Origin of the sequence: Oscillibacter sp. GMB15532 (assembly GCF_041020825.1) — a bacterium.
In the GTDB taxonomy this organism is placed as follows: Bacteria; Bacillota; Clostridia; order Oscillospirales; family Oscillospiraceae; genus Oscillibacter.
Genome location: NZ_JBEVTO010000001.1, coordinates 14,568 through 32,742, shown reverse-complemented (window position 1 = coordinate 32,742; position 18,175 = coordinate 14,568). Strand labels below are relative to the sequence as shown.

Here is an 18,175-nt window from a genome sequence, read left to right as displayed (position 1 = left end):
TGCCCCGTGGTATCCTATTGTCTGGAAACGGAGGAACATCAATGAGAGGAAAACTAATCGCGCTTCCCTCCAGATATATGCAGGGAGCGGGCGTTTTACAGGAGCTGCCGGGGCTTTTGAGCGAGCGGGGAATTAAAAGGCCCATGCTGCTTTGGGGCCATCGCACCAAAGCCTCCACAGAGGGCGCGGTGCTGCCTGCCATGGAGCAGGCCGGGATTCAGCCGGGAGAGTATATGCTGGAGGGCCAGTGCTCCCGGGCCGAATGCGCCCGGGTGGTGGCGGTGATGAAGGACGCCGGGTCTGACGCAATCATCGGTCTTGGCGGCGGCAAGGCGCTGGACCTGAGCAAGGGCGTGGCCCATCAGGCGGGGGTGCCCTGCATTGTGGCGCCCACCATTCTCTCCAGCGACGCGCCGCCCACCGCTTGTACCGTCTGGTACAACGAGGACGGCAGCTTCAGCGATACGGAGGGCTGGCCCACCAACCCGGACATCGTGCTGGTGGATACCGCCGAGTGCATCAAGGCGCCGCTAAGAATGTTCCTTGCGGGCATCGCGGACTCTCTGGCCACGTATATGGAGGCGGAGCCCAGCTATCTCAGCCATATGCCCACGCGGCTGAAATACCTGCCCACCATCACTGCCCGGACCATGGCAAAGCTTTGCTGCGAGGTCATCCGCGCCGATGCGGAGGCCGCAATTCTCGCCGCCAAAAGCGGCGTGGTCACGCCCGCATACGAGCGGGTGGCGGAGGCCAGCATTCTCCTCTCCGGCATCGGCTGGGAGAGCTGCGGAACCGCTGCCGTCCATGTGCTTGGAACCCGTCTGGCGGATTTTCCCCAGCTTCACGGGATCATGCACGGGGAGAAAGTTTCCTTTGGCATCGTGACCCAGCTGATGCTGGACCCGGAGGCGGACATGGAGCAGGCGGAGGAGCTGGTGGACTTTATGGTCCGGCTGGGACTTCCCGTGACCATGGAGGACATCCGTCTGGATCAGGTCCCCGAGGAGGACCTGATGGCATGGTGCCGTAAGCAGTGCGTTCCCGGCAGTCGGCTGGACGCCATCGCACAGGGCATCACCGCGGAGGAGCTGATGCGGGCGATGCACGCGGCCTCGGCCTTTGGAGCCAGCCGTAAGCAGAAGGCAAAGGTGCAGAACTGAATGAAGCCGGATGATCACATGAAAAGGCGAGGGGCCGTTCTTTAAGGAACGGCCCCTCGCTTCAGCCTGTCGAAGAAGCTAAAATGACGGGGAGATGTCATCCGGGTTTCTCCACAGACTGAGGAGTCCCACCTTTTGGCGAGGCCCCTGCACGTTTTTGGAGGGAAGAGAAAAGCACAGAGAAATTTATTCCTTGGGAATGCAGATGCGCTGGCATTTCACAAGGTTTGCGAAGTCCACATTGGGGTTTGCTGCCATAATCGCGGCGGGAGGGAGGTTAAACTGATTTGCGATCCGGTTGAGGGTATCTCCGCACTTGACGGTGTAGCGGCAGGCCGACCCGTGGCAGCGGTTCATGGGGATAAAGATATACGTGCCTTCCTTCAGGCAGTAGAGCTGCATGCCGGGATTGCTTCGGATGATACTCTCTACGCTGACGAAGTGGGCTTTTGCGATTTTACAAATGTTGTCGCATTTTTTTACTCTGTACATAAACGTATCTGAGGAGGGCTGGGGCTGCGAAGGCGTCTGTACGGGCGGCTGCGCAGGCATCTGTGCAGGCGGCTCCATATCGGCCGGAATGCAGATCACGCTTCCGATGCGCAGGTTCTGGGGGTCCAGACCGGCGTTGAGGTCCAGAATGCTTCGCACGCTGACACCGTACATCTGGGCAAGCTTCCAGAGGGTGTCGCCCTGCCGAATCGTATAGGAGAAGGTTTCATCCCCGCAGATAGAGGGCAAAGCAGTCGGTGTGGTGGGTTTTGTGGTTGTGGTTTCCGAAGACTTTGACGTTACAGAGGGGAAGGTAATTGTGGGAGCGGTGATAGAAGGCATGGTGATCGAGGGCATGGTAATTGAGGGTGGCGTGATGCCCTTGGACGTAATGGATGGGAACGTGATAGACGGCGCCGTAATGGTTGGGGGCGTGATAGTTGGGGGCGTAATCGTAATCGGCATCGTAACAGAGGGCTCCGGCGCGGGGGCAAAGGGAATGCAGATTGCAGTGCCTACCTGCAAATTTTTAGCCTCCAGACCGGGGTTGAGCTTGAGAATGCTTTGCACGCTGACGCCGTAAATCTGGGCGAGCTTCCAGAGAGTGTCCTCCCGCTGAAGCGTATAGGTAAACGCTTCGTCTCCGCAGACGACGGGGGGCTTCGGAGTGGGAGTGACCGGCTTCGGCGTGGGAGTTACGGGTTTTGGAGTCGGAGTAACCGGTTTGGGCGCAGGGGCAAAGGGAATGCAGATTGCGGTACCCACCTGCAAATCCTGTGCGTCCAGACCGGGGTTGAGCTTGAGAATACTGTCTACGCTGACGCCGTAAATCTGGGCGAGCTTCCAGAGGGTATCCTCCCTCTGAACCATATAGGAAAACGCGTCGCTTCCGCAGACGACAGGGGGCTTGGGCGCTGGCTTAACAGGCTTGGGAGCAGGCATAACCGGCTTGGGCGTGGGAGTAACCGGCTTTGTAGCCGGCACAAGAGGAACGCAGATTACGTCGCCGGGCTGCATATTGTCGGCTTCCAGACCGGGGTTGAGCTTGAGAATACTTTCTACGCTGACGCCAAAAACCTGGGCAAGCCTCCACAGGGTATCGCCCCGCTGAACGGCATAAGAAAAGGTTTCGTTTCCGCAGGAGGGGGACGGTGCGGGCGGGGCAGGTACGGTTGGCGCAGGCGCTGGAGTAGGCATAGGCGCAGGCGCTGGAGTAGGCATAGGCGCAGGCGCTGGAGTAGGCATAGGCGCAGGCGCTGGAGTAGGCATAGGTGCAGGCGCGGGCGTTGGAGCGGGAGCCGGTGGCTGCGGTGCGGTCGGAAGGGGAATGCAGACCACATCGCCGATTTGCAGATTTCGGGCGTCCACGCCCGGATTGAGGTCCAGAATACTTTGCAAGCTGACACCGTGCGTTTGCGAGAGCTTCCACAGGGTGTCTCCGGTACGAATTATGTACGAGGAGGCACCCCTTGGGCAGGTACGGGGCGCGGGTGAAGTGGATGGGGGGGACGGAGATACGGAGGATGTGGACGCAGGAATGCAGAGCGTTGCGCCAATCTTCAGATTCCGTGGATCAACGCCCGGGTTGAGGTCCAGAATGCTCTGGACACTGACGCCGTTTGCCTGGGAGAGCTTCCAGAGCGTATCTCCGCTTTTAATGGTGTGCTGCATAGCGTTTGAAGGACATGTTTTTGAATTCATCTGATACATATATAAACACCTTGCATCTGTTAAAATTGACGGGAGGAACAGCTCGCTGTTCCATCTTATGCAGGCTGCGCACGTTTGCCCCTAAACCAATGGCAATGAAAAAGGCACCGTCCGAAGACGGCGCCTTTTAAAGAATGCGGACGTATGCCGCTCCGGGCATTCGGGACGGAGCAGCCTTGCCGGGTGCGGAGAGGTCAGTAAAAGGATTCGACAAAGTCCGTAATTTGAATGTTGTCAAATTCCACGCTGTTGAAATGAAGCCCCGGCTCCACGCTCCTTGTCCGCCAGTCGTATGTAATCCGGGCCTCGACGGGGAACCACCGTCCGGAGCTGCCATCTTTGACCAGAGCCCGGAAAATGCCCTTCTGGTGATAAACCTGGTTGGGGACAATGGGGACATACTGTTCGGAGGGCTCGAAATTTGACTCCAGCATCAAAAGGGATTTTGGCTTGACGCCGTAATTAATCCAATCCAACAGGGCCTGCTCGGCTTCCTGTGTGGGCGTAAACCGGGCCTCGCCCCAAAAAGCGCCTGTTTCGATGTTGTAAGCGTCCACACTGGGGTTGATCAGCTGGGTAAACACGTCCGCAATCACTCCTCTCCTGATCATATTTTATGATGGTGGGGAGCGGAATAACACAGTGACATGGGAGATTTTGCCCCGCAGTCCACGGAGAAATCTACTGTCCGTGCCACAGCTCCGGGTTCATCCGGATGAAAAGGACGGCAAAGGGCAGCAGAACCAGAAGACCCAGCCCGTCCGTCCCACAAAGGCCCCATGACAGGAAAAGTCCCGCCGCGAGGGCCAGAATGGCCAGCAGAAGACGAACGCGGGGCGGCAGATAAAAAATATGTTTCATAGTTCCTCCCGGGCGCGTGTCTTGCGCCCGGACTTGATTTTAAAGGAACATTGCAGTGAAATTCGTCGAAAAACGGGGAGGGGTTGACAGTCGGGGGGAAAAAGCCCTATCATAGAGCCACAGAGAGCTTATGCCACGGCTGTGCGCCCGGTGGCCCCGTGCTTGCAAAGCCAGATTGTCCGGGCAGGAGCGATACCCGCCGGGATTGTGAGGATGGATATGCTGAGAATCAATTTGAAACAGCTGGAGGCATTCACCGCCACGGCGGAATACGGCAGCTTTACCAGAGCGGCAGAGGAGCTTTACCTCACGCAGTCTACCGTCAGCGCCCATATTCTGGCCTTGGAGGAGGCCATGGGCGTTCAACTGATTCTGCGGGGCGCGCGGCGGAAGCTGACGCTGACGGAGGAGGGCCGCCGGGTTTATGGCGCGGCGCGGGACATTCTGGACCGTTGCCGCCTGCTGCAGGACCCCATGGCGGCGGAGGGACGGGTGGAGCTGAGCGTCGGCGCGTCCACGGTCCCAGCCCAGTATTTGTTGCCGGGGCTGCTTTCCGGCTTTCTCCAGCGTCACGGCGAGAGCCGGTTTCTTCTCCGTAGGGGGGACAGTGCGCAGGTCCACGGCCTTTTGAGCCAGGGCGAAGTGCGCATCGGCGTGGTGGGCGCCGCGCCGGACCGTCGGACCTTTACCTGTCAGACCCTGTGCGAGGACCGGCTGGTGCTGGTCACGGCCCCTACGCAGCGGTTTCAGGCCCTGAAGGCCCGGGGAGCCTGCGGACGGGACCTACTGGACGAGCCCTTTATCATCCGGGAGGAAACCTCCGGAACCCGTCAGGCCGCGGAGACATATTGGAGAAAGCACGGTATCCTGCCGGAGAAGCTGCACATCGTTGCCTGCATGGATAATCCGGAGGCCATCCGCCGCAGCGTGGCGGGAGGAATGGGCGTTTCGGTGATGTCGGAGCTGTCCGTGCGGGAGGAGGCGGAGGCCGGGCGGCTGCTGACCTTTGAGTTGGACGAGGAGGGCTTTTCCCGGCGGATTTACCTCGTCTGGCGCAGGGACGTGAGTCTCAGTCGGACGGAGCAGGCGTTTGTGGGGTACCTGAGATCAGAGTTGAAACGATAAATTACGGAGAGCGGCGCAGGTCCGCTCTCCGTGCTTTTTTACTGAAATTTATAGATTATCGCAAAAAACGATAGTAACTATTACGAAATTGTAAACAAAGATTGGCGTTTTTTGTGGAACCATTTTATAATAAATTCCAAGAACTGTGAAAAAATACGGAAATTTTTATAGATGGGAGAGTTGAAATGAAAAAGGTGAATTGGGTTGTGGTGGCTGCCGGAGGTCTGGTGGGTCTGGCGGCGGTGGCGTTGACAATGCTTGGAAACCCCTCCAACATGGGCTTTTGCATTGCCTGCTTCCTGCGGGACGTTGCGGGCGCGGTGGGGCTCCACGGCGCAGCCAAGGTGCAGTATGCCCGTCCCGAGGTCATCGGACTGGTGCTGGGCGCATTCATCATGTCCGTGGCCGGAAAGGAATTCCGGGCAAAGGCGGGGTCTTCTCCCGCCACGCGGTTTGTTCTGGGCGTCTTTGTCATGATCGGCGCACTGGCATTTTTGGGCTGCCCGCTGCGGATGGTCCTGCGCCTTGGCGGCGGTGACGCCAACGCCATCGTGGGCCTTGTGGGCTTCACGCTGGGCATTCTGGTGGGCGTCCAATTCCTCAAGCGTGGCTTCTCTTTGAAGCGGGCCTATGAGGTGGGCCGGGCCGAGGGCGGCGTGCTGCCCGCCGTGATGGCGGGGCTGCTTCTGATTCTGCTGGCGGTTCCCTCTCTGCTGAAGTTCAGCGAGGAAGGCCCCGGCTCCAAGCACGCGCCTGCACTGGTTGCGCTTGTGGTTGCTCTGGCGGTGGGCGCGCTTGCCCAGCGGGCCAGACTGTGCACCGTGGGCGGCATCCGGGATGCGCTGCTGTTCCAGGATTTTAAGCTGCTGTATGGCTTTATTGCCATTTTCCTGGTGGTGCTGGTGGGCAATCTCATCAACGGAAATTTCCACTTCGGGTTTACGCTCCAGCCCATAGCCCACAGCAGTCACCTGTGGAATCTGCTGGGCATGACGCTGGTGGGCTGGGGCTCTGTGCTGCTGGGCGGCTGCCCCCTGCGCCAGTTGATTCTGGCGGGCGAGGGCAACGGCGATTCCGCCGTCACTGTGTTCGGAATGATCGTGGGCGGCGCGCTGGCCCATAACTTTGGCCTGGCGGGCAATCCCGACGCGCTGAATGAGGCCAAGGAGCTGGTGGTGGGCGGAATCTCCAACACCGGCAAGGTCGCGGTGCTTCTGGGCTTTGCGGTGCTGGCCGTCATTTCTGTGGTAAACCTGCCGAAAGAGGAAAAAGTTGCCGCCCGGCAGACAACGGCGGTATAAGAGGAGGAATTCAGAATGATTGACGCAAGAGGCTATTCCTGTCCCACGCCGGTGGTAATGGTGCAAAAAGAGGTGAAGCAGAGCAGTCCGGCCGAACTGGAGGTGTTGGTGGACAACCAGTGCTCCGTGGAAAATGTGACCCGCTATGCGGGCGGCAGCGGCTATCAGGTGTCCGTGACGCCGGAGGGCCGGGACTTCCGCCTGCTGCTGAAAAAATGAGCTGCTACGTTGCCACGTTTCACACGCATCTGGCGGCACTGACCACCGCCCGCACACTGGCTGCCCGTGGTATTTCCGCCAAGATGATGCCCACGCCCCGGAGGCTCAGCTCCTCCTGCGGGACCTGCCTGCGCTACGAGGCGGAAGATCCATGCCTTTCGGACATGGACGTGGACATGGAGCAGGTCTGCACGCTGGAGGCTGGGGAGCGGTACGTCGTGCTGCTCAAAAATGCGTGAAGTTCGGCAGACGAGGTTCTCCGTGCTTCGGAGGGGTGCAGGTCGATTCCGATATGATTTTGGTGCTTTCGGGCGCTGTTGGGTGCATTTGAGGCTTTTTGGGCCGTTTTAAGGGGCTTAGGCATCTTCGGAATCAGTGAGACTTCAAAAAGTGGTCCCGCCGTTAAAAACGGCGGGACCACTTTTTGAATCAATGGCAATCAGTTTTATGAAAAACTATGACTCGGGCATACACGGGCACATTGCCCGCAGAAAAATTACTTGGTGCCGAAAATCCGGTCCCCTGCGTCTCCAAGACCGGGGACGATATAGCCGTGGTCATTCAGATGGTCGTCCAGAGCGGCAATATAGATTTCCACATCGGGATGGTCCTTTTCCACACGCTTGATGCCCTCCGGTGCGGCCAGCACGTCCATCAGCTTGATGTGCTTACAGCCGTATTCCTTCATAAAGGTGATGGCCGCGGAGGCAGAGCCGCCGGTGGCAAGCATGGGGTCCACGATGATCACGTCCCGCTCGGCGATGTCGGCGGGCATTTTGCAGTAATACTTCACCGGCTCCAGTGTCTCCGGGTCCCGGAACAGGCCGATGTGTCCCACCCGGGCGGCGGGAATCATTTTCAAAACGCCGTCTACCATGCCAAGGCCCGCCCGCAGAATGGGCACAATGGCAAGCTTTTTGCCCGCCAGAGTTTTGAAAACGCCGGGGGCCACCGGGGTTTCCACCTCCACATCCTCCAGAGGCAGGTCGCGGGTGGCCTCATAGGTCATCAGCATGGCAATTTCGCACACCAGCTCCCGGAAGTCCTTGGTGCTGGTGTCCTTGTTGCGCAGGATGGTCAGCTTATGCTGGAGCAGGGGATGGTTCAGAATGTGGATGTTGTCGTTCATGTCGCGTTCTCCTTCTTTATTCTGTCTCGCAGCCGCTCCGCCTGGGCGGGGCGCAGATATACGGGGGATAGGTTTTGGGCGGTGGTCAGCGTGCCCGCTTGGGCCAGCTCTCCCGCGGCAAGGGCCACGCCCACGGCGTGTTGATGCAGAAGCCTTGCGGGAGCTAAATCACAGGGAATTCCCGCCTCCTCCAGCGCCCGCTGGCATAGAGCGCCGCCATCGCCCACGGCAATGAGCGGGCGGGGGTCGCCGCGCAGCTCCTCGGCCAAATCCGCAAGGCCGACGGCCCGGTCTTCGCACAGACGGGTGAGCTTGCCATCTTTCGCTTCAAACAGGGAGTTGTAGATCTGCGCCCGCCGGGCGTCCATGGCGCAGATAATCAGGCCATTTATATGGCTCAGCCCCAGCGCCATGGCGTACAGCGTGGAAACACCAGCGGCGGGGAGGTCTGCGGCGAAGGCCAGTCCCTTGGCGGCGGCCACGCCAATGCGGATGCCGGTAAAGGACCCCGGCCCGGCGGCCACGGCAATCAGGCCCAGATCCGCCACGCTTAAATCCGCATTTTTCAGTAAAGATTCCACCATGGGCATCAGGGTCCGGCTGTGGGTCAGTCCGGTGTTCTGATAGCAGGAGGCCAGCACCTGCCCGCCCTCCGTCACGGCGGCAGAGCACGCCTTGGCGGAGGTTTCCAGCGCTAAAATTTTCAAAAGCCGTCCACTCCCTCTACTGTAATGCCGCGCCAGTCGTCGCTTTCCGGGCGGCGGGAAAAGCGCACCCACACCGTATCCTCCGGCAGCGCGTCCTCCACTCGTTCGCTCCATTCCACGGCGCACACGCCGCCCCGGCCCGGGTAATCCTCCCAGCCGATGTCAAACAGCGCGTCGGAGTCCGGCAGGCGGTACATGTCAAAGTGGAACAGAGGGATGCGCCCCTCGTATTCGTTGACAATGGTGAAGGTGGGGCTTGTGACCCGGCCCGTACAGCCAAGTCCCCGGGCAAGCCCCCGGGTAAACGCCGTTTTCCCCATGCCCAGCTCTCCCTGAAAGGCCAGCACGGTTCCCGGCGCCAGACGCTTTCCCAGCGCCTCGCCGAGCGCCTCCGTCTCGGCCTCGCTGTGGGACAGATACTCCATTTTTCCGCCTCCTCTCCCGGGGCGCCGCCCCACAATTTTCGGCCACAGCCGGAAATGCGGTGTACGGACCCTAAAAAATTACCGGAAATAGTATAGCACAGTTTTTCCTCCATGTAAAAACAAATTTCATTGGTTTACACGCCGTACCTCCTGTGGTATACTATATACTCTGTAAAATCACGGTTTTTCTGATAGGAGATGCCATGTTCAACCGTCTTCGCGCCACACTGTCCGATTTTTTCCAGCAGGCTGATTTGGTGCTGCTGGGCCTTTGCTGCGGGTGTACTCTGTTTGGAATGGTGCTGATTGCCAGCGCCACTCGCTACATGGGGACCGGCAGTATGATTCGATTTGTAGGTGTTCAGGGCGCGGCCATGCTGATTGGTCTTGTTGCCTATGTGCTGCTGTCCATGGTGAATGTGGAGCTTTTAGTGAAGCACTGGAAGCTCATTCTGGCGGCCAGCGTGGTGCTTATCTTGCTGCTGCGAACGCCTTTGGGTGTCGTCCGAAATGGAAACCGGGCGTGGCTGGAGATTCCCCATGTGCCTTTTTCCATTCAGCCGGCGGAGGTGGTGAAGATTGCGTTCATCATTCTTTTGTCTAAACAGCTTGAATGGGTGAAGGATCGGCGGCGGGAGCTAAAAAGCCTTGGCAGCGTGGCAGGGCCCACGGGCCACCTCCTGTTTATGGTTGGGCTGATTTACGTGGTGTCCAGCGACATGGGAAGCGCGCTGGTCTATGTATTCATTTTCGTGTGCGTAGCACTGGTGGCGGGGGTTGCGTGGCGGTGGTTTATCCTCGGCGGCGGCGGCATGGCAGTGGGTGTCTTGGCGCTGTATTTTATGGGAAAGCTGCCCTCCCACATGGCGGACCGGTTCCGCGTGCTGTTTGACCACAGCTTTGACCCGCGTGGCGTGGGCTGGCAGCAGACCCGCGGACTGCTGGCGCTGGGCAGCGGCGGCTGGTTTGGACAAGGCCTGTTTCAGGGGACCCAGACCCAGGCGGGACGGGGCGCTCTGCCGGAGCGGCACACGGATTTTATCTTCGCCATGATTGGCGAAGAACTGGGCTTTTTCGGATGTCTCCTGGTGATTGTGCTGCTAACAGCCATCATCCTGCGCTGCCTGTGGGTGGCCCGCCGGGCCACCACGGACTATGCGCGGCTGGTGTGCGTGGGCATTGCGGGGATGCTGATTTTCCAGACGGTGGAAAACATCGGCATGTGCCTGTTTGTCATGCCTGTCATCGGGCTGACACTGCCCTTTTTCAGCTATGGAGGCTCCTCTATTGTTACGTTGTATACCGCCATGGGCATCGTCTCAGGCGTGAAAAAGCGGGCGTTGATGAACTGGAACCGATAGCCGCTGCGATTGATTAAGGAAAAAAAGGACCCTGCGCTCCGCCAAAGCGGAGCGCAGGGTCCTTTAAAAAGTCTACATTTTGAAAGCAAAAAACTGGAAAATTTGGGGTTGCATTTTGATTTTGACTGTGCTATACTTCCGAATATGAAAATCGTTCTCAAATTGAAAGGAGCCTTACATTGAAGATAAATATGTTGAAGTTGCTGGCGGCGGTGTCCGCCGCAGCGGTACTGTCCGGCTGTGGCGCGACGGGGGGCGCCGCGCAAAGCGCGGGAAGCGCAGCCTCTTCTCAGGGGCAGGAGGCGAAGCTGCAGGTGACGACCACCGTGTTCCCTGCGTATGATTTTGCCCGGGCCGTGTGCGGTGATCTGGCGGAGGTGACGCTGCTGCTGCCTCCCGGGGCGGAGAGCCACAGCTATGAGCCCACGCCAAAGGATATCATGAACGTGGGAAACAGCGACCTGTTTATGTATCTGGGCGGCGAGTCCGACACATGGGTGGAGACGCTTTTGAAGACCGTGGACGACGGCGTGAGCCGTATGAAAATGATGGACTGCGTGGAACTGAAGGAAGAGGCTGAAATCGAGGGCATGACCGCCGAGGAGGGCCACAGCCACAGTGGAGACGACCATGACCAAGACGAGGATGCCCATGATGAAGACGCGGAAAACCACGAGGAGGACGCTCACGAGCAGGATGTGGACGCGCATGACGAAGACGAGCCTGAGGAAACGCACGGGCAGGTTTTGGAGTATGACGAGCATGTGTGGACCTCTCCTGTGAACGCCGCCGCCATCACCACTGCCATCGGCGAGCGGATGGCGGAGCTGGACCCGGCGCATGCGGAGGACTATCGGGCAAATGCGGCGGACTACACGGAAAAGCTGATGGAGCTGGACAAGGAGTTTGAGGACTTCTTTGCAACGGTTTCCAATAAAACCATGGTGTTTGGCGACCGCTTCCCTCTGCGGTACTTTGCGGATGAATACGGCATTAACTGCTATGCCGCCTTCCCCGGATGCAGCACCCAGACCGAGCCTTCCGCCGCCACCATCGCGTTTTTGACGGAGAAGGTGAAGGAAGAAGGACTTGGAACGGTGTATTATATTGAATTTTCCAACCATCTGGTGGCGGACAGCATCGCGGAAGCCACCGGCGCGCAGACCGCGCTGTTTCATAGCTGCCACAATGTTTCCAAGGCGGAGATGGACGCGGGAGCCACCTATCTCACGCTGATGGAAGGGAATCTGGAAACGCTAAAAACCACCATGAAGTGAAAAAGACCGCCGGGAGACAGCTTTGTCTCCCGGCGGTTTATCTTGTCAGTCCCCAAACTGTGGGTCGGGATTATCTTCAAGCAGCCGGGCCATGTCCTCCGGCAGTGGCGCGAAAAGTTCCAGCGGCTGGCCGGTGATAGGATGGGTCAGCGCCATCCGGTAAGAATGGAGGGCTGGGCGGGCAATGAGGTCCGGGTCCTCCGTGCCGTAGAGCCAGTCTCCCGCCAGAGGGCAGCCCACCGCCGCCATGTGCACTCGAAGCTGGTGGGTGCGTCCCGTCTCGGGAAGAAGCCGCAGGAGGGACAAGTTGCTCCGCGTCTCCAAAACCTGATACCGGCTGATAGCGGCCTGTCCGTCGGGGCGGACGGTGCGGCGCACGGCGGAGGATTCGTCCCGTCCGATGGGCAGGTTGATGATTCCCTCCAACGGCTGGGGAACCCCCACGCACAAGGCCCGGTACTCCCGGAAAAATCCTCCGGTATGAAGGGTTTTGCGCAGCAGGTCGTGGACATGGCCGCTTTTGGCCACCGCCATTAGCCCTGTGGTTCCCTTATCCAGGCGGTTTACCGCATGGAAAATAAAATCTGTTCCACGGGAATAGGCCAGCGCCCCTGCCACGGTGGGGGTGTCCGGCAGGAAATTGGACACGTGGGCCGTCATGCCCGCAGGCTTGTTGACCACCAAAAGATGCTCGTCCTCCCAAACCACCGGCAGGGGCCAAGGCCCTGGAATGGGGGCCTCGCGCTGCTGGCGGACGTCCCCGCTCTCTGCGCTCACCGTGTCGTCCGGAGAAAGGACCAAGGTGGTGCGGGCGGGCCGTCCGTTCACCAGAATGCCGCCTTCCGCACGGGTCAGGCGGGAGATGGCGTGGGAGGAAAAGTGCAGCTTCTGCTTTAAAATATGGCGGACGGTCAGACCGGCATCCTCCTCCAAGACACGGTAAGAGACATAGGGCATGGCTTGCGCTCCCTTCCTCCGGCGGCAAAATCCGCCGCAGGATGATGAATTGCCGCAGGGCTAAAAGATAGCTGAAAGCTGAAAAATAATTGCCTTGGTTCTATTTTAGCATACGCCGGGCGGCAGGGCAAGCAGACCCGGCTTGCGTGATGGGGCCGGGTGTAGTAAAATAGGGGAGAAAACAAACGGTGCGGACCCCGTGTCCGGGCCTTGAAGGAGGACCCTATGCTGATCTCGGCGGAACGGCTGTCCATCAACTTTGGCGGTAGGCAGTTGTTGGAGGACGTGAATTTTTATCTGAACGAGGGCGACAGGGTGGGCGTCATCGGCGTGAACGGAACCGGAAAGTCCACCTTTTTGCGGGTGCTGGCCCGGGTGATTGAGCCGGACAGCGGCACGGTGCGCCGGGACCCCAACGTGCAGGTGAGCTTTCTTTCCCAGAACCCGGAGCTGGACGACGGCGCCACGGTGCTGGAGCAGGTGTTTCTCAGCTTTCCCAAGGAGTTTCGGGCGCTGAACGAGTACGAGGCCGTCTCCATGCTGACGCGGCTGGGGATTTCTGATACGGAGCAGAAAATCGGCACACTTTCCGGCGGACAGCGCAAGCGGGTGGCCCTTGCGGCGGCGCTGATTCACCCGGCGGATGTGCTGATTCTGGACGAGCCGACGAACCATCTGGATGCGGAGATGGTTTCCTGGCTGGAGGAGTGGCTGCGCCGGTGGACCGGGGGCCTTGTGATGGTGACCCACGACCGCTATTTTCTGGAGCGGGTGGCGAATCACATCACTGAGGTAGACCGGGCGAAGCTTTATCACTACGAGGCAAACTACTCCAAATATCTGGAGCTGAAGGAACAGCGTGCCGAGATCGCGCAGGCAGGGGAGCGGAAGCGACAGGCGATTTTAAAGGTGGAGCGGGAGTGGATTATGCGGGGCTGTCGCGCCCGGAGCACCAAGAGCCGGGACCGGATCGAGCGGTACGAAGCCCTGAAAGATCAGGACGCGCCGGAGACGGACGAGGCCGTGCGCCTGTCTGCCTCCTCAAGCCGTCTTGGAAAGAAAATTATTGAGCTGGAGGACGTGTCCAAGGCCTTTGACGGAAGAACCGTCCTTTCCCATTTTTCTTACGGCGTTCTGCGGGACGACCGCATCGGCATTGTGGGCCGCAACGGGGCGGGAAAATCCACCCTGTTGAACCTGATTGCCGGGCGGCTGGAGCCGGATGGTGGCAGCGTGGACGTGGGGGCCACGGTGCGGATTGGCTTTTTCTCGCAGGAGGGGCGGGAACTGGATTTGAACCAGCGGGTTTACGATTTTATCCGTGGCATTTCCGATGAAGTGAAAACGGAGGAGGGAACCCTCTCTGCCAAGGACATGATGGAGCGGTTTCTGTTCCCTCCAGAGCTGCAATCGGTGCCTGTGGGCCGTCTTTCCGGCGGCGAGCGGCGGAGACTTTACCTGCTCAGCATTTTGATGTCCGCGCCCAACGTGCTGCTGCTGGACGAGCCGACCAACGATTTGGACGTGACCACCCTTTCTATTTTGGAGGATTATCTGGACACCTTTCCCGGCCCTGTCCTTGCCGTGTCCCACGACCGGTTTTTTCTGGACCGACTTTCCGGGCAGATTTTCGCCGTGGGCGAGGAGGGCCGGGTGGAGCGGTATACCGGCAACTGGTCGGACTATATGCGCAAGCGGCAGGAAGCGGAGCGGCCGGCCGCCCCGGAGAAGGCCGACCGGGAGGACAGCCGCCGCCCAAGGGAAAAGAAGCTGAAATTCACCTTTAAAGAACAGCGTGAGTTCGACAGCATCGACGGCGAGATGGCCGCGCTGGAGGAAGAATTGAAGGCCGTAGCTGCCGAAATGGGGGATTGCGGCAGTGATTACGTGAAGCTTCAGGCGCTGACCGAGCGGCAGGAGACATTGCAGGCGGCGCTGGAGGAAAAAACTGAGCGCTGGATGTATTTGAATGAACTGAAGGAGCGGATTGACGCGCAGGAATAACGGTCATGCTGCTGTATGCAGCGATCGGCTGTCGGAAGCTGTACAGGCGGGTAAAGCCGTCGCTCCATGTCCGGGATGCCATCTGGATTTGCGATGATATCAAAACGCCGGTTTTTTGGCATTGCGAGGCTCGCATTTATCTTCCGTCCCGCATGGATGAATTGCAGCAGGCCTATGTAATTGCCCGCGAGCAGGCCCGTCTAAACCGCCGGGACCACCGATAGAAGCCTCTGGGGTTTCGCTTCTGGCAGCGTTTTGGGTAAGGCCTGTCCGCTGGCCTTTGGCAAGGTGGGAGTGAAAGGATGGATAAAGATGGGATTGAACTATAAAAGGCCGGCGTTTTGGGTTGCCGCAATGTCCCTATGCGCCTGCGTAGCGGTGGCCGTGAGCTTTTTGACGAACCCGGAAAAGGAAGCAGCGGTGGCGCTGCTGGCCGAGACGGAGCAAGCGTCTTTACCAGACGAGACTGGAGCAACCGTCTTTTCAAGCGTCTTTACCTATCACGGAGTGGACTACGATCTGGCGGAGCGCAATCAGTCCATCAACGCGCTGATGGGCCAATATCCGGTTGGAAAATATATCGTTGTCGAGGGTCATACGGGGCCGGAAAACTTTATTTACTGTGTGTTTGACACCCAAGCGGAACAGTTTGTAAAGGATTTTGCGGGCACGAATCTTATCTGGCGGGGCGATGATCTCACCACCGCAGTCTACTCTTTTTGGTCGGAGATCTATGATTACGAGGGCCGATCTATTGGGTCCGTGGAGCTGCCAGAGGATGGTTCGTTCATCAGGAAGCTTGCGTTTTCAGAGGACGGGGCCGAACTGATTGTGACAATTCTGACCAGCGGCGGAGACGAGGTGGAGACGACAATAGATATCGGTGGTGGAGTGTAAGCTGAAGCGGATAGATTATCTGCTTACCGCCGCAGTTTCAGCCGCTTCACCCTAAAGCAGCCGGGAAAAATCTAAAAGAAACCAGCCCGGACCAATCAGGTCCGGGCTGGTTTGTGCTGTGATACTTTGCCGGAGGGTTGTCCCTCTTCCGTGGCGGTTCCTTTTGTTCGCCGCACCGCGTAGTGGGATAAGCTCAGACAATTCTTTGAAGCTGGGGACTCGACGCAAGCTCCGCGCTTTGGGAAAGGCGGCTGAGAATGTCTTTCCGGGTGACGATGCCGATGAACTTCCCCAGATCGTCCACCACCGGAATGAAATTCTGGTTCAGCGCCAGAGAAAGCAGATGGTCGATAGAAGCGGTGATGGGGACGGCTGTATATGTATTGTCCCGGAGAAGGTCCTGCACAAACAGCTTTTCCGCCGTCTTTTTGGTAAAAACCCCGTCCTGCGCGTCCTCCGCGTCCAGCAGCCGCCAGAGGAAATCGCCCTCGCTGACGGTGCCGATATAGGTTCCGTCCCGTGCGATGACGGGAATGGCGGAGTAGCCATGCCGCCGCATTTTTTCCAGACCCTGACGAAACGTGAAATCGTCATACAGATAAGACACGCTGTTTTTCGGCGTCAGGAAATAAGCGATGTTCACACGCATACCTCTCTTCATTTTTTATTCTGGCAACGATGTGCCGGAATCTGTAAGTTTACTATAACCGATTTTTACCGGAGAATGATGAACAAATTTTTAAATTGCACTGACAGGAAAAGAAACTTTACAAGGCCCAAACACTGTGATAAAATGTGATAAATGCAACAAAGATAAAAAGGAGGCACTCTCATGCTGTCAAAAGAGGAACTGGAGGGGAGTCCGATTTTTGAGGGGATCAACTACGAGAACTATCTTGCCATGCTTAGCTGCTTTCAGGCGGTGCAAAAGAGCTATCGCCCTGAGGAGGTGGCCTATGATTTCAGCCGCGTCGGGGAGCAGGTGGGGATTCTGGAGCGGGGGGAAGCGTCCCTCATCCGAATCGACGAGGATGGGGTTTCAACGGTTTTGGAAAATCTCACCGCAGGCAATGTGTTTGGCCGCAGTCTCGCTTTCTCCGGGGATGTGAACGACAGTCTGGAAGTGGTGTGCCGGACGGCCTGCGACGTGCTGTACATCGACTTTCCCCACATATTAAAGCGTTGTGAGAAGGCCTGCGAGCACCACAGCCTGCTGGTGCGGAACATGCTGAGACTGATTACCGAAAAGGCCCAGACGCTGGCTGGGCGGGTGGACGTGCTCTCCCGCCGCTCCATCCGGGATAAGCTTTTGTGCTATTTCCGCCAGCAGGCTGAGCGGGAGGGGAGCGACACCTTCACCCTGCCTTTTTCCCTGAGCATGCTGGCGGACTATATCGCCACGGACCGCAGCGCCATGATGCGGGAGCTGAAGCATCTCAGGCAGGAAAAGCTGATTCAGGCGGAGGGACGGGAGATTACGCTGCTGTGCTGAGAAGCGCCCCCGGCTGCGCAGCAAGGGGTTTGGGCAGTCGAAAGGCCGCGAAAAAGAGAATGTCCGTCTGATATCTACAAATGGCACAAAAATTTAGTTAAAAATTTGACAAAAAAGTTTGGGAATTGATTTGACGCACTGTGACCCTTGTGCTAACATAAAAGTAGTGTGTAATCCAGGCGAGCAGCAATATGAGGAAAGAAGGAAAACTATGTTTCGAATCGTGAGAAAAGAGGCGCTCAAGCCCACCGTCGTGCTGTTTGAGGTTGAAGCCCCCATGATCGCAAAGAAGGCCCAGCCCGGCCAGTTCATCATCCTCCGGGTGGATGAAAATGGCGAGCGCGTCCCCCTGACGATCCATGATTACGACCGGGAGAAGGGCACTGTCAGCATCATTGTCCAAATCGTGGGTGCCACGACGGAGAAGCTGAACCGTCTGAATGAGGGCGACTGTTTGCAGGACTTTGTGGGTCCTCTGGGCAAGGCCACCGAGACGGAGGGAAAGAAGAAGGTCTGCGTGGTTGGCGGCGGCGTGGGCTGCGCGATTGCGTATCCCGTGCTGAAAAAGTTCCACGACGACGGGGCGGAGGTCCACGCGGTCATCGGCTTTAAAAGCGCGGATCTGGTGATTCTGGAGGACAAGTTCAAGGCTGCCTCCTCCATTCTGGAAATCTGTACCGACGATGGGTCCTACGGACGCAAGGGCTTGGTCACCGACGCGCTGAAGGAGCTGATCGAGGCCGGAAACCAGTACGACGAGATTTTTGCCATCGGCCCCATGATTATGATGAAATTCGTCTCCAAGACCACTGAGCCTTACGGAATCCCCACCACGGTGTCCATGAGCCCCATCATGATTGATGGCACGGGCATGTGCGGCGGCTGCCGCCTGAGCGTTGGCGGCGAGACAAAGTTTGCCTGTGTGGACGGCCCCGATTTTGACGGGCACAAGGTTGACTGGGATCTGGCGGTGAAGCGCAGCAGGATGTACAGTGACTTTGAGAAGCACAAGCACGAGGAAACCTGCAATCTGTTCAGCAAGGAGGCCGAGTGAT

Annotated in this window: 20 protein-coding genes and 2 pseudogenes; 12 read left to right on the top strand and 10 right to left on the bottom strand. The window is 58.4% G+C overall.

Annotated elements, in window-relative coordinates; all coding sequences use genetic code 11:
• The first annotated feature begins 41 nt into the window (after nucleotides 1–41).
• Entirely contained in the window at nucleotides 42–1,163 is a 1,122-nt protein-coding gene (locus tag ABVS15_RS00185) for a glycerol dehydrogenase (RefSeq protein ID WP_369281788.1), read from the top strand.
• A 186-nt stretch (nucleotides 1,164–1,349) separates the two neighbouring features.
• Here the strand turns inward: ABVS15_RS00185 and ABVS15_RS00180 are convergent, their stop codons facing one another.
• The 4 genes and pseudogenes from ABVS15_RS00180 to ABVS15_RS00165 form a co-directional block, all read right to left on the bottom strand.
• Nucleotides 1,350–2,852: a LysM peptidoglycan-binding domain-containing protein gene (locus tag ABVS15_RS00180; protein ID WP_369282191.1), complete on the bottom strand. Its 1,503-nt coding sequence runs from the start codon at nucleotides 2,850–2,852 to the stop codon at nucleotides 1,350–1,352.
• 138 nt (nucleotides 2,853–2,990) lie between these two features.
• Nucleotides 2,991–3,326, bottom strand: a pseudogene (locus ABVS15_RS00175) (LysM domain-containing protein); the annotation flags it as partial.
• Between the two features lie 233 nt (nucleotides 3,327–3,559).
• Nucleotides 3,560–3,949 carry a hypothetical protein gene (locus ABVS15_RS00170; RefSeq protein WP_369281787.1) on the bottom strand — a complete coding sequence of 130 codons (390 nt, stop codon included), beginning with the start codon at nucleotides 3,947–3,949 and terminating at the stop codon, nucleotides 3,560–3,562.
• 97 nt (nucleotides 3,950–4,046) lie between these two features.
• Complete coding sequence (locus tag ABVS15_RS00165) at nucleotides 4,047–4,226, bottom strand: hypothetical protein (protein ID WP_369281786.1); 180 nt, start codon at nucleotides 4,224–4,226, stop codon at nucleotides 4,047–4,049.
• 219 nt (nucleotides 4,227–4,445) lie between these two features.
• Between ABVS15_RS00165 and ABVS15_RS00160 the strand changes: the two genes are divergently transcribed.
• The 4 genes from ABVS15_RS00160 (at nucleotide 4,446) to ABVS15_RS00145 (ending at nucleotide 7,110) form a co-directional block, all read left to right on the top strand.
• Nucleotides 4,446–5,351, top strand: coding sequence for a selenium metabolism-associated LysR family transcriptional regulator (locus ABVS15_RS00160; protein ID WP_369281785.1), 906 nt, complete (start codon nucleotides 4,446–4,448; stop codon nucleotides 5,349–5,351).
• A gap of 185 nt (nucleotides 5,352–5,536) precedes the next feature.
• A complete protein-coding gene (gene yedE / locus ABVS15_RS00155) occupies nucleotides 5,537–6,652 on the top strand; it encodes a YedE family putative selenium transporter (protein ID WP_369281784.1) in 1,116 nt (371 codons plus the stop codon).
• 15 nt (nucleotides 6,653–6,667) lie between these two features.
• A complete protein-coding gene (locus ABVS15_RS00150) occupies nucleotides 6,668–6,871 on the top strand; it encodes a sulfurtransferase TusA family protein (RefSeq protein WP_293009351.1) in 204 nt (67 codons plus the stop codon).
• Entirely contained in the window at nucleotides 6,868–7,110 is a 243-nt protein-coding gene (locus ABVS15_RS00145) for a DUF3343 domain-containing protein (protein ID WP_369281783.1), read from the top strand. Before ABVS15_RS00150 ends, ABVS15_RS00145 begins: the two co-directional genes overlap by 4 nt.
• Before the next feature lie 206 nt (nucleotides 7,111–7,316).
• Here ABVS15_RS00145 and ABVS15_RS00140 read toward each other — a convergent pair.
• The 4 genes and pseudogenes from ABVS15_RS00140 to tsaE form a co-directional block, all read right to left on the bottom strand.
• Nucleotides 7,317–7,364 (bottom strand): annotated as a pseudogene (locus ABVS15_RS00140) (4Fe-4S binding protein); the annotation flags it as partial.
• 3 nt (nucleotides 7,365–7,367) lie between these two features.
• Complete coding sequence (gene upp, locus ABVS15_RS00135) at nucleotides 7,368–8,000, bottom strand: uracil phosphoribosyltransferase (protein ID WP_369281782.1); 633 nt, start codon at nucleotides 7,998–8,000, stop codon at nucleotides 7,368–7,370.
• Complete coding sequence (tsaB, locus tag ABVS15_RS00130; protein ID WP_369281781.1) at nucleotides 7,997–8,707, bottom strand: tRNA (adenosine(37)-N6)-threonylcarbamoyltransferase complex dimerization subunit type 1 TsaB; 711 nt, start codon at nucleotides 8,705–8,707, stop codon at nucleotides 7,997–7,999. Before tsaB ends, upp begins: the two co-directional genes overlap by 4 nt.
• A complete protein-coding gene (tsaE, locus tag ABVS15_RS00125) occupies nucleotides 8,704–9,132 on the bottom strand; it encodes a tRNA (adenosine(37)-N6)-threonylcarbamoyltransferase complex ATPase subunit type 1 TsaE (RefSeq protein ID WP_369281780.1) in 429 nt (142 codons plus the stop codon). Before tsaE ends, tsaB begins: the two co-directional genes overlap by 4 nt.
• A 203-nt stretch (nucleotides 9,133–9,335) precedes the next feature.
• On the opposite strand from tsaE, the gene ABVS15_RS00120 reads away from it, so the two are divergent.
• Nucleotides 9,336–10,493 carry an FtsW/RodA/SpoVE family cell cycle protein gene (locus ABVS15_RS00120; RefSeq protein WP_369281779.1) on the top strand — a complete coding sequence of 386 codons (1,158 nt, stop codon included), beginning with the start codon at nucleotides 9,336–9,338 and terminating at the stop codon, nucleotides 10,491–10,493.
• 179 nt (nucleotides 10,494–10,672) lie between these two features.
• On the top strand, nucleotides 10,673–11,770 hold the full coding sequence (locus tag ABVS15_RS00115) for a metal ABC transporter substrate-binding protein (RefSeq protein ID WP_369281778.1): 1,098 nt from the start codon (nucleotides 10,673–10,675) through the stop codon (nucleotides 11,768–11,770).
• 45 nt (nucleotides 11,771–11,815) lie between these two features.
• Here the strand turns inward: ABVS15_RS00115 and ABVS15_RS00110 are convergent, their stop codons facing one another.
• Nucleotides 11,816–12,727, bottom strand: a complete 912-nt coding sequence (locus tag ABVS15_RS00110) for an RluA family pseudouridine synthase (protein ID WP_369281777.1) — start codon at nucleotides 12,725–12,727, stop codon at nucleotides 11,816–11,818.
• 225 nt (nucleotides 12,728–12,952) lie between these two features.
• Between ABVS15_RS00110 and ABVS15_RS00105 the strand changes: the two genes are divergently transcribed.
• The 3 genes from ABVS15_RS00105 to ABVS15_RS00095 all read left to right on the top strand — a co-directional run bounded on the left by ABVS15_RS00105 (nucleotide 12,953) and on the right by ABVS15_RS00095 (nucleotide 15,628).
• Nucleotides 12,953–14,731 (top strand): ABC-F family ATP-binding cassette domain-containing protein, encoded by a 1,779-nt coding sequence (locus ABVS15_RS00105; protein ID WP_369281776.1) that lies wholly within the window; start codon nucleotides 12,953–12,955, stop codon nucleotides 14,729–14,731.
• Between the two features lie 5 nt (nucleotides 14,732–14,736).
• On the top strand, nucleotides 14,737–14,955 hold the full coding sequence (locus ABVS15_RS00100) for a hypothetical protein (protein ID WP_369281775.1): 219 nt from the start codon (nucleotides 14,737–14,739) through the stop codon (nucleotides 14,953–14,955).
• A gap of 88 nt (nucleotides 14,956–15,043) precedes the next feature.
• Nucleotides 15,044–15,628 (top strand): hypothetical protein, encoded by a 585-nt coding sequence (locus ABVS15_RS00095; protein ID WP_369281774.1) that lies wholly within the window; start codon nucleotides 15,044–15,046, stop codon nucleotides 15,626–15,628.
• 193 nt (nucleotides 15,629–15,821) lie between these two features.
• On the opposite strand, the gene ABVS15_RS00090 is transcribed toward ABVS15_RS00095, so the two are convergent.
• The gene (locus ABVS15_RS00090) at nucleotides 15,822–16,277 is read right to left on the bottom strand and encodes a CBS domain-containing protein (RefSeq protein ID WP_369281773.1); all 456 of its coding nucleotides are present in this window, start codon (nucleotides 16,275–16,277) and stop codon (nucleotides 15,822–15,824) included.
• A gap of 183 nt (nucleotides 16,278–16,460) precedes the next feature.
• On the opposite strand from ABVS15_RS00090, the gene ABVS15_RS00085 reads away from it, so the two are divergent.
• Together ABVS15_RS00085 and ABVS15_RS00080 are read left to right on the top strand one after the other, a co-directional pair.
• Nucleotides 16,461–17,120 carry a Crp/Fnr family transcriptional regulator gene (locus ABVS15_RS00085; RefSeq protein WP_369281772.1) on the top strand — a complete coding sequence of 220 codons (660 nt, stop codon included), beginning with the start codon at nucleotides 16,461–16,463 and terminating at the stop codon, nucleotides 17,118–17,120.
• A gap of 211 nt (nucleotides 17,121–17,331) precedes the next feature.
• On the top strand, nucleotides 17,332–18,174 hold the full coding sequence (locus ABVS15_RS00080) for a sulfide/dihydroorotate dehydrogenase-like FAD/NAD-binding protein (protein WP_369281771.1): 843 nt from the start codon (nucleotides 17,332–17,334) through the stop codon (nucleotides 18,172–18,174).
• The last annotated feature ends 1 nt before the right edge of the window (nucleotide 18,175 follow it).

Excerpts from the sequence above, each read along its gene's own strand:
- ABVS15_RS00185 (WP_369281788.1), top strand. The coding sequence starts at position 42 with ATGAGAGGAAAACTAATCGCGCTTCCCTCCAGATATATGCAGGGAGCG.
- ABVS15_RS00180 (WP_369282191.1), bottom strand. The coding sequence starts at position 2,852 with ATGCCTACTCCAGCGCCTGCGCCAACCGTACCTGCCCCGCCCGCACCG.
- ABVS15_RS00165 (WP_369281786.1), bottom strand. The coding sequence starts at position 4,226 with ATGAAACATATTTTTTATCTGCCGCCCCGCGTTCGTCTTCTGCTGGCC.
- ABVS15_RS00160 (WP_369281785.1), top strand. The coding sequence starts at position 4,446 with ATGCTGAGAATCAATTTGAAACAGCTGGAGGCATTCACCGCCACGGCG.
- yedE (WP_369281784.1), top strand. The coding sequence starts at position 5,537 with ATGAAAAAGGTGAATTGGGTTGTGGTGGCTGCCGGAGGTCTGGTGGGT.
- ABVS15_RS00150 (WP_293009351.1), top strand. The coding sequence starts at position 6,668 with ATGATTGACGCAAGAGGCTATTCCTGTCCCACGCCGGTGGTAATGGTG.
- ABVS15_RS00145 (WP_369281783.1), top strand. The coding sequence starts at position 6,868 with ATGAGCTGCTACGTTGCCACGTTTCACACGCATCTGGCGGCACTGACC.
- upp (WP_369281782.1), bottom strand. The coding sequence starts at position 8,000 with ATGAACGACAACATCCACATTCTGAACCATCCCCTGCTCCAGCATAAG.
- tsaE (WP_369281780.1), bottom strand. The coding sequence starts at position 9,132 with ATGGAGTATCTGTCCCACAGCGAGGCCGAGACGGAGGCGCTCGGCGAG.
- ABVS15_RS00120 (WP_369281779.1), top strand. The coding sequence starts at position 9,336 with ATGTTCAACCGTCTTCGCGCCACACTGTCCGATTTTTTCCAGCAGGCT.
- ABVS15_RS00110 (WP_369281777.1), bottom strand. The coding sequence starts at position 12,727 with ATGCCCTATGTCTCTTACCGTGTCTTGGAGGAGGATGCCGGTCTGACC.
- ABVS15_RS00105 (WP_369281776.1), top strand. The coding sequence starts at position 12,953 with ATGCTGATCTCGGCGGAACGGCTGTCCATCAACTTTGGCGGTAGGCAG.
- ABVS15_RS00100 (WP_369281775.1), top strand. The coding sequence starts at position 14,737 with ATGCTGCTGTATGCAGCGATCGGCTGTCGGAAGCTGTACAGGCGGGTA.
- ABVS15_RS00095 (WP_369281774.1), top strand. The coding sequence starts at position 15,044 with ATGGGATTGAACTATAAAAGGCCGGCGTTTTGGGTTGCCGCAATGTCC.
- ABVS15_RS00090 (WP_369281773.1), bottom strand. The coding sequence starts at position 16,277 with ATGCGTGTGAACATCGCTTATTTCCTGACGCCGAAAAACAGCGTGTCT.
- ABVS15_RS00085 (WP_369281772.1), top strand. The coding sequence starts at position 16,461 with ATGCTGTCAAAAGAGGAACTGGAGGGGAGTCCGATTTTTGAGGGGATC.
- ABVS15_RS00080 (WP_369281771.1), top strand. The coding sequence starts at position 17,332 with ATGTTTCGAATCGTGAGAAAAGAGGCGCTCAAGCCCACCGTCGTGCTG.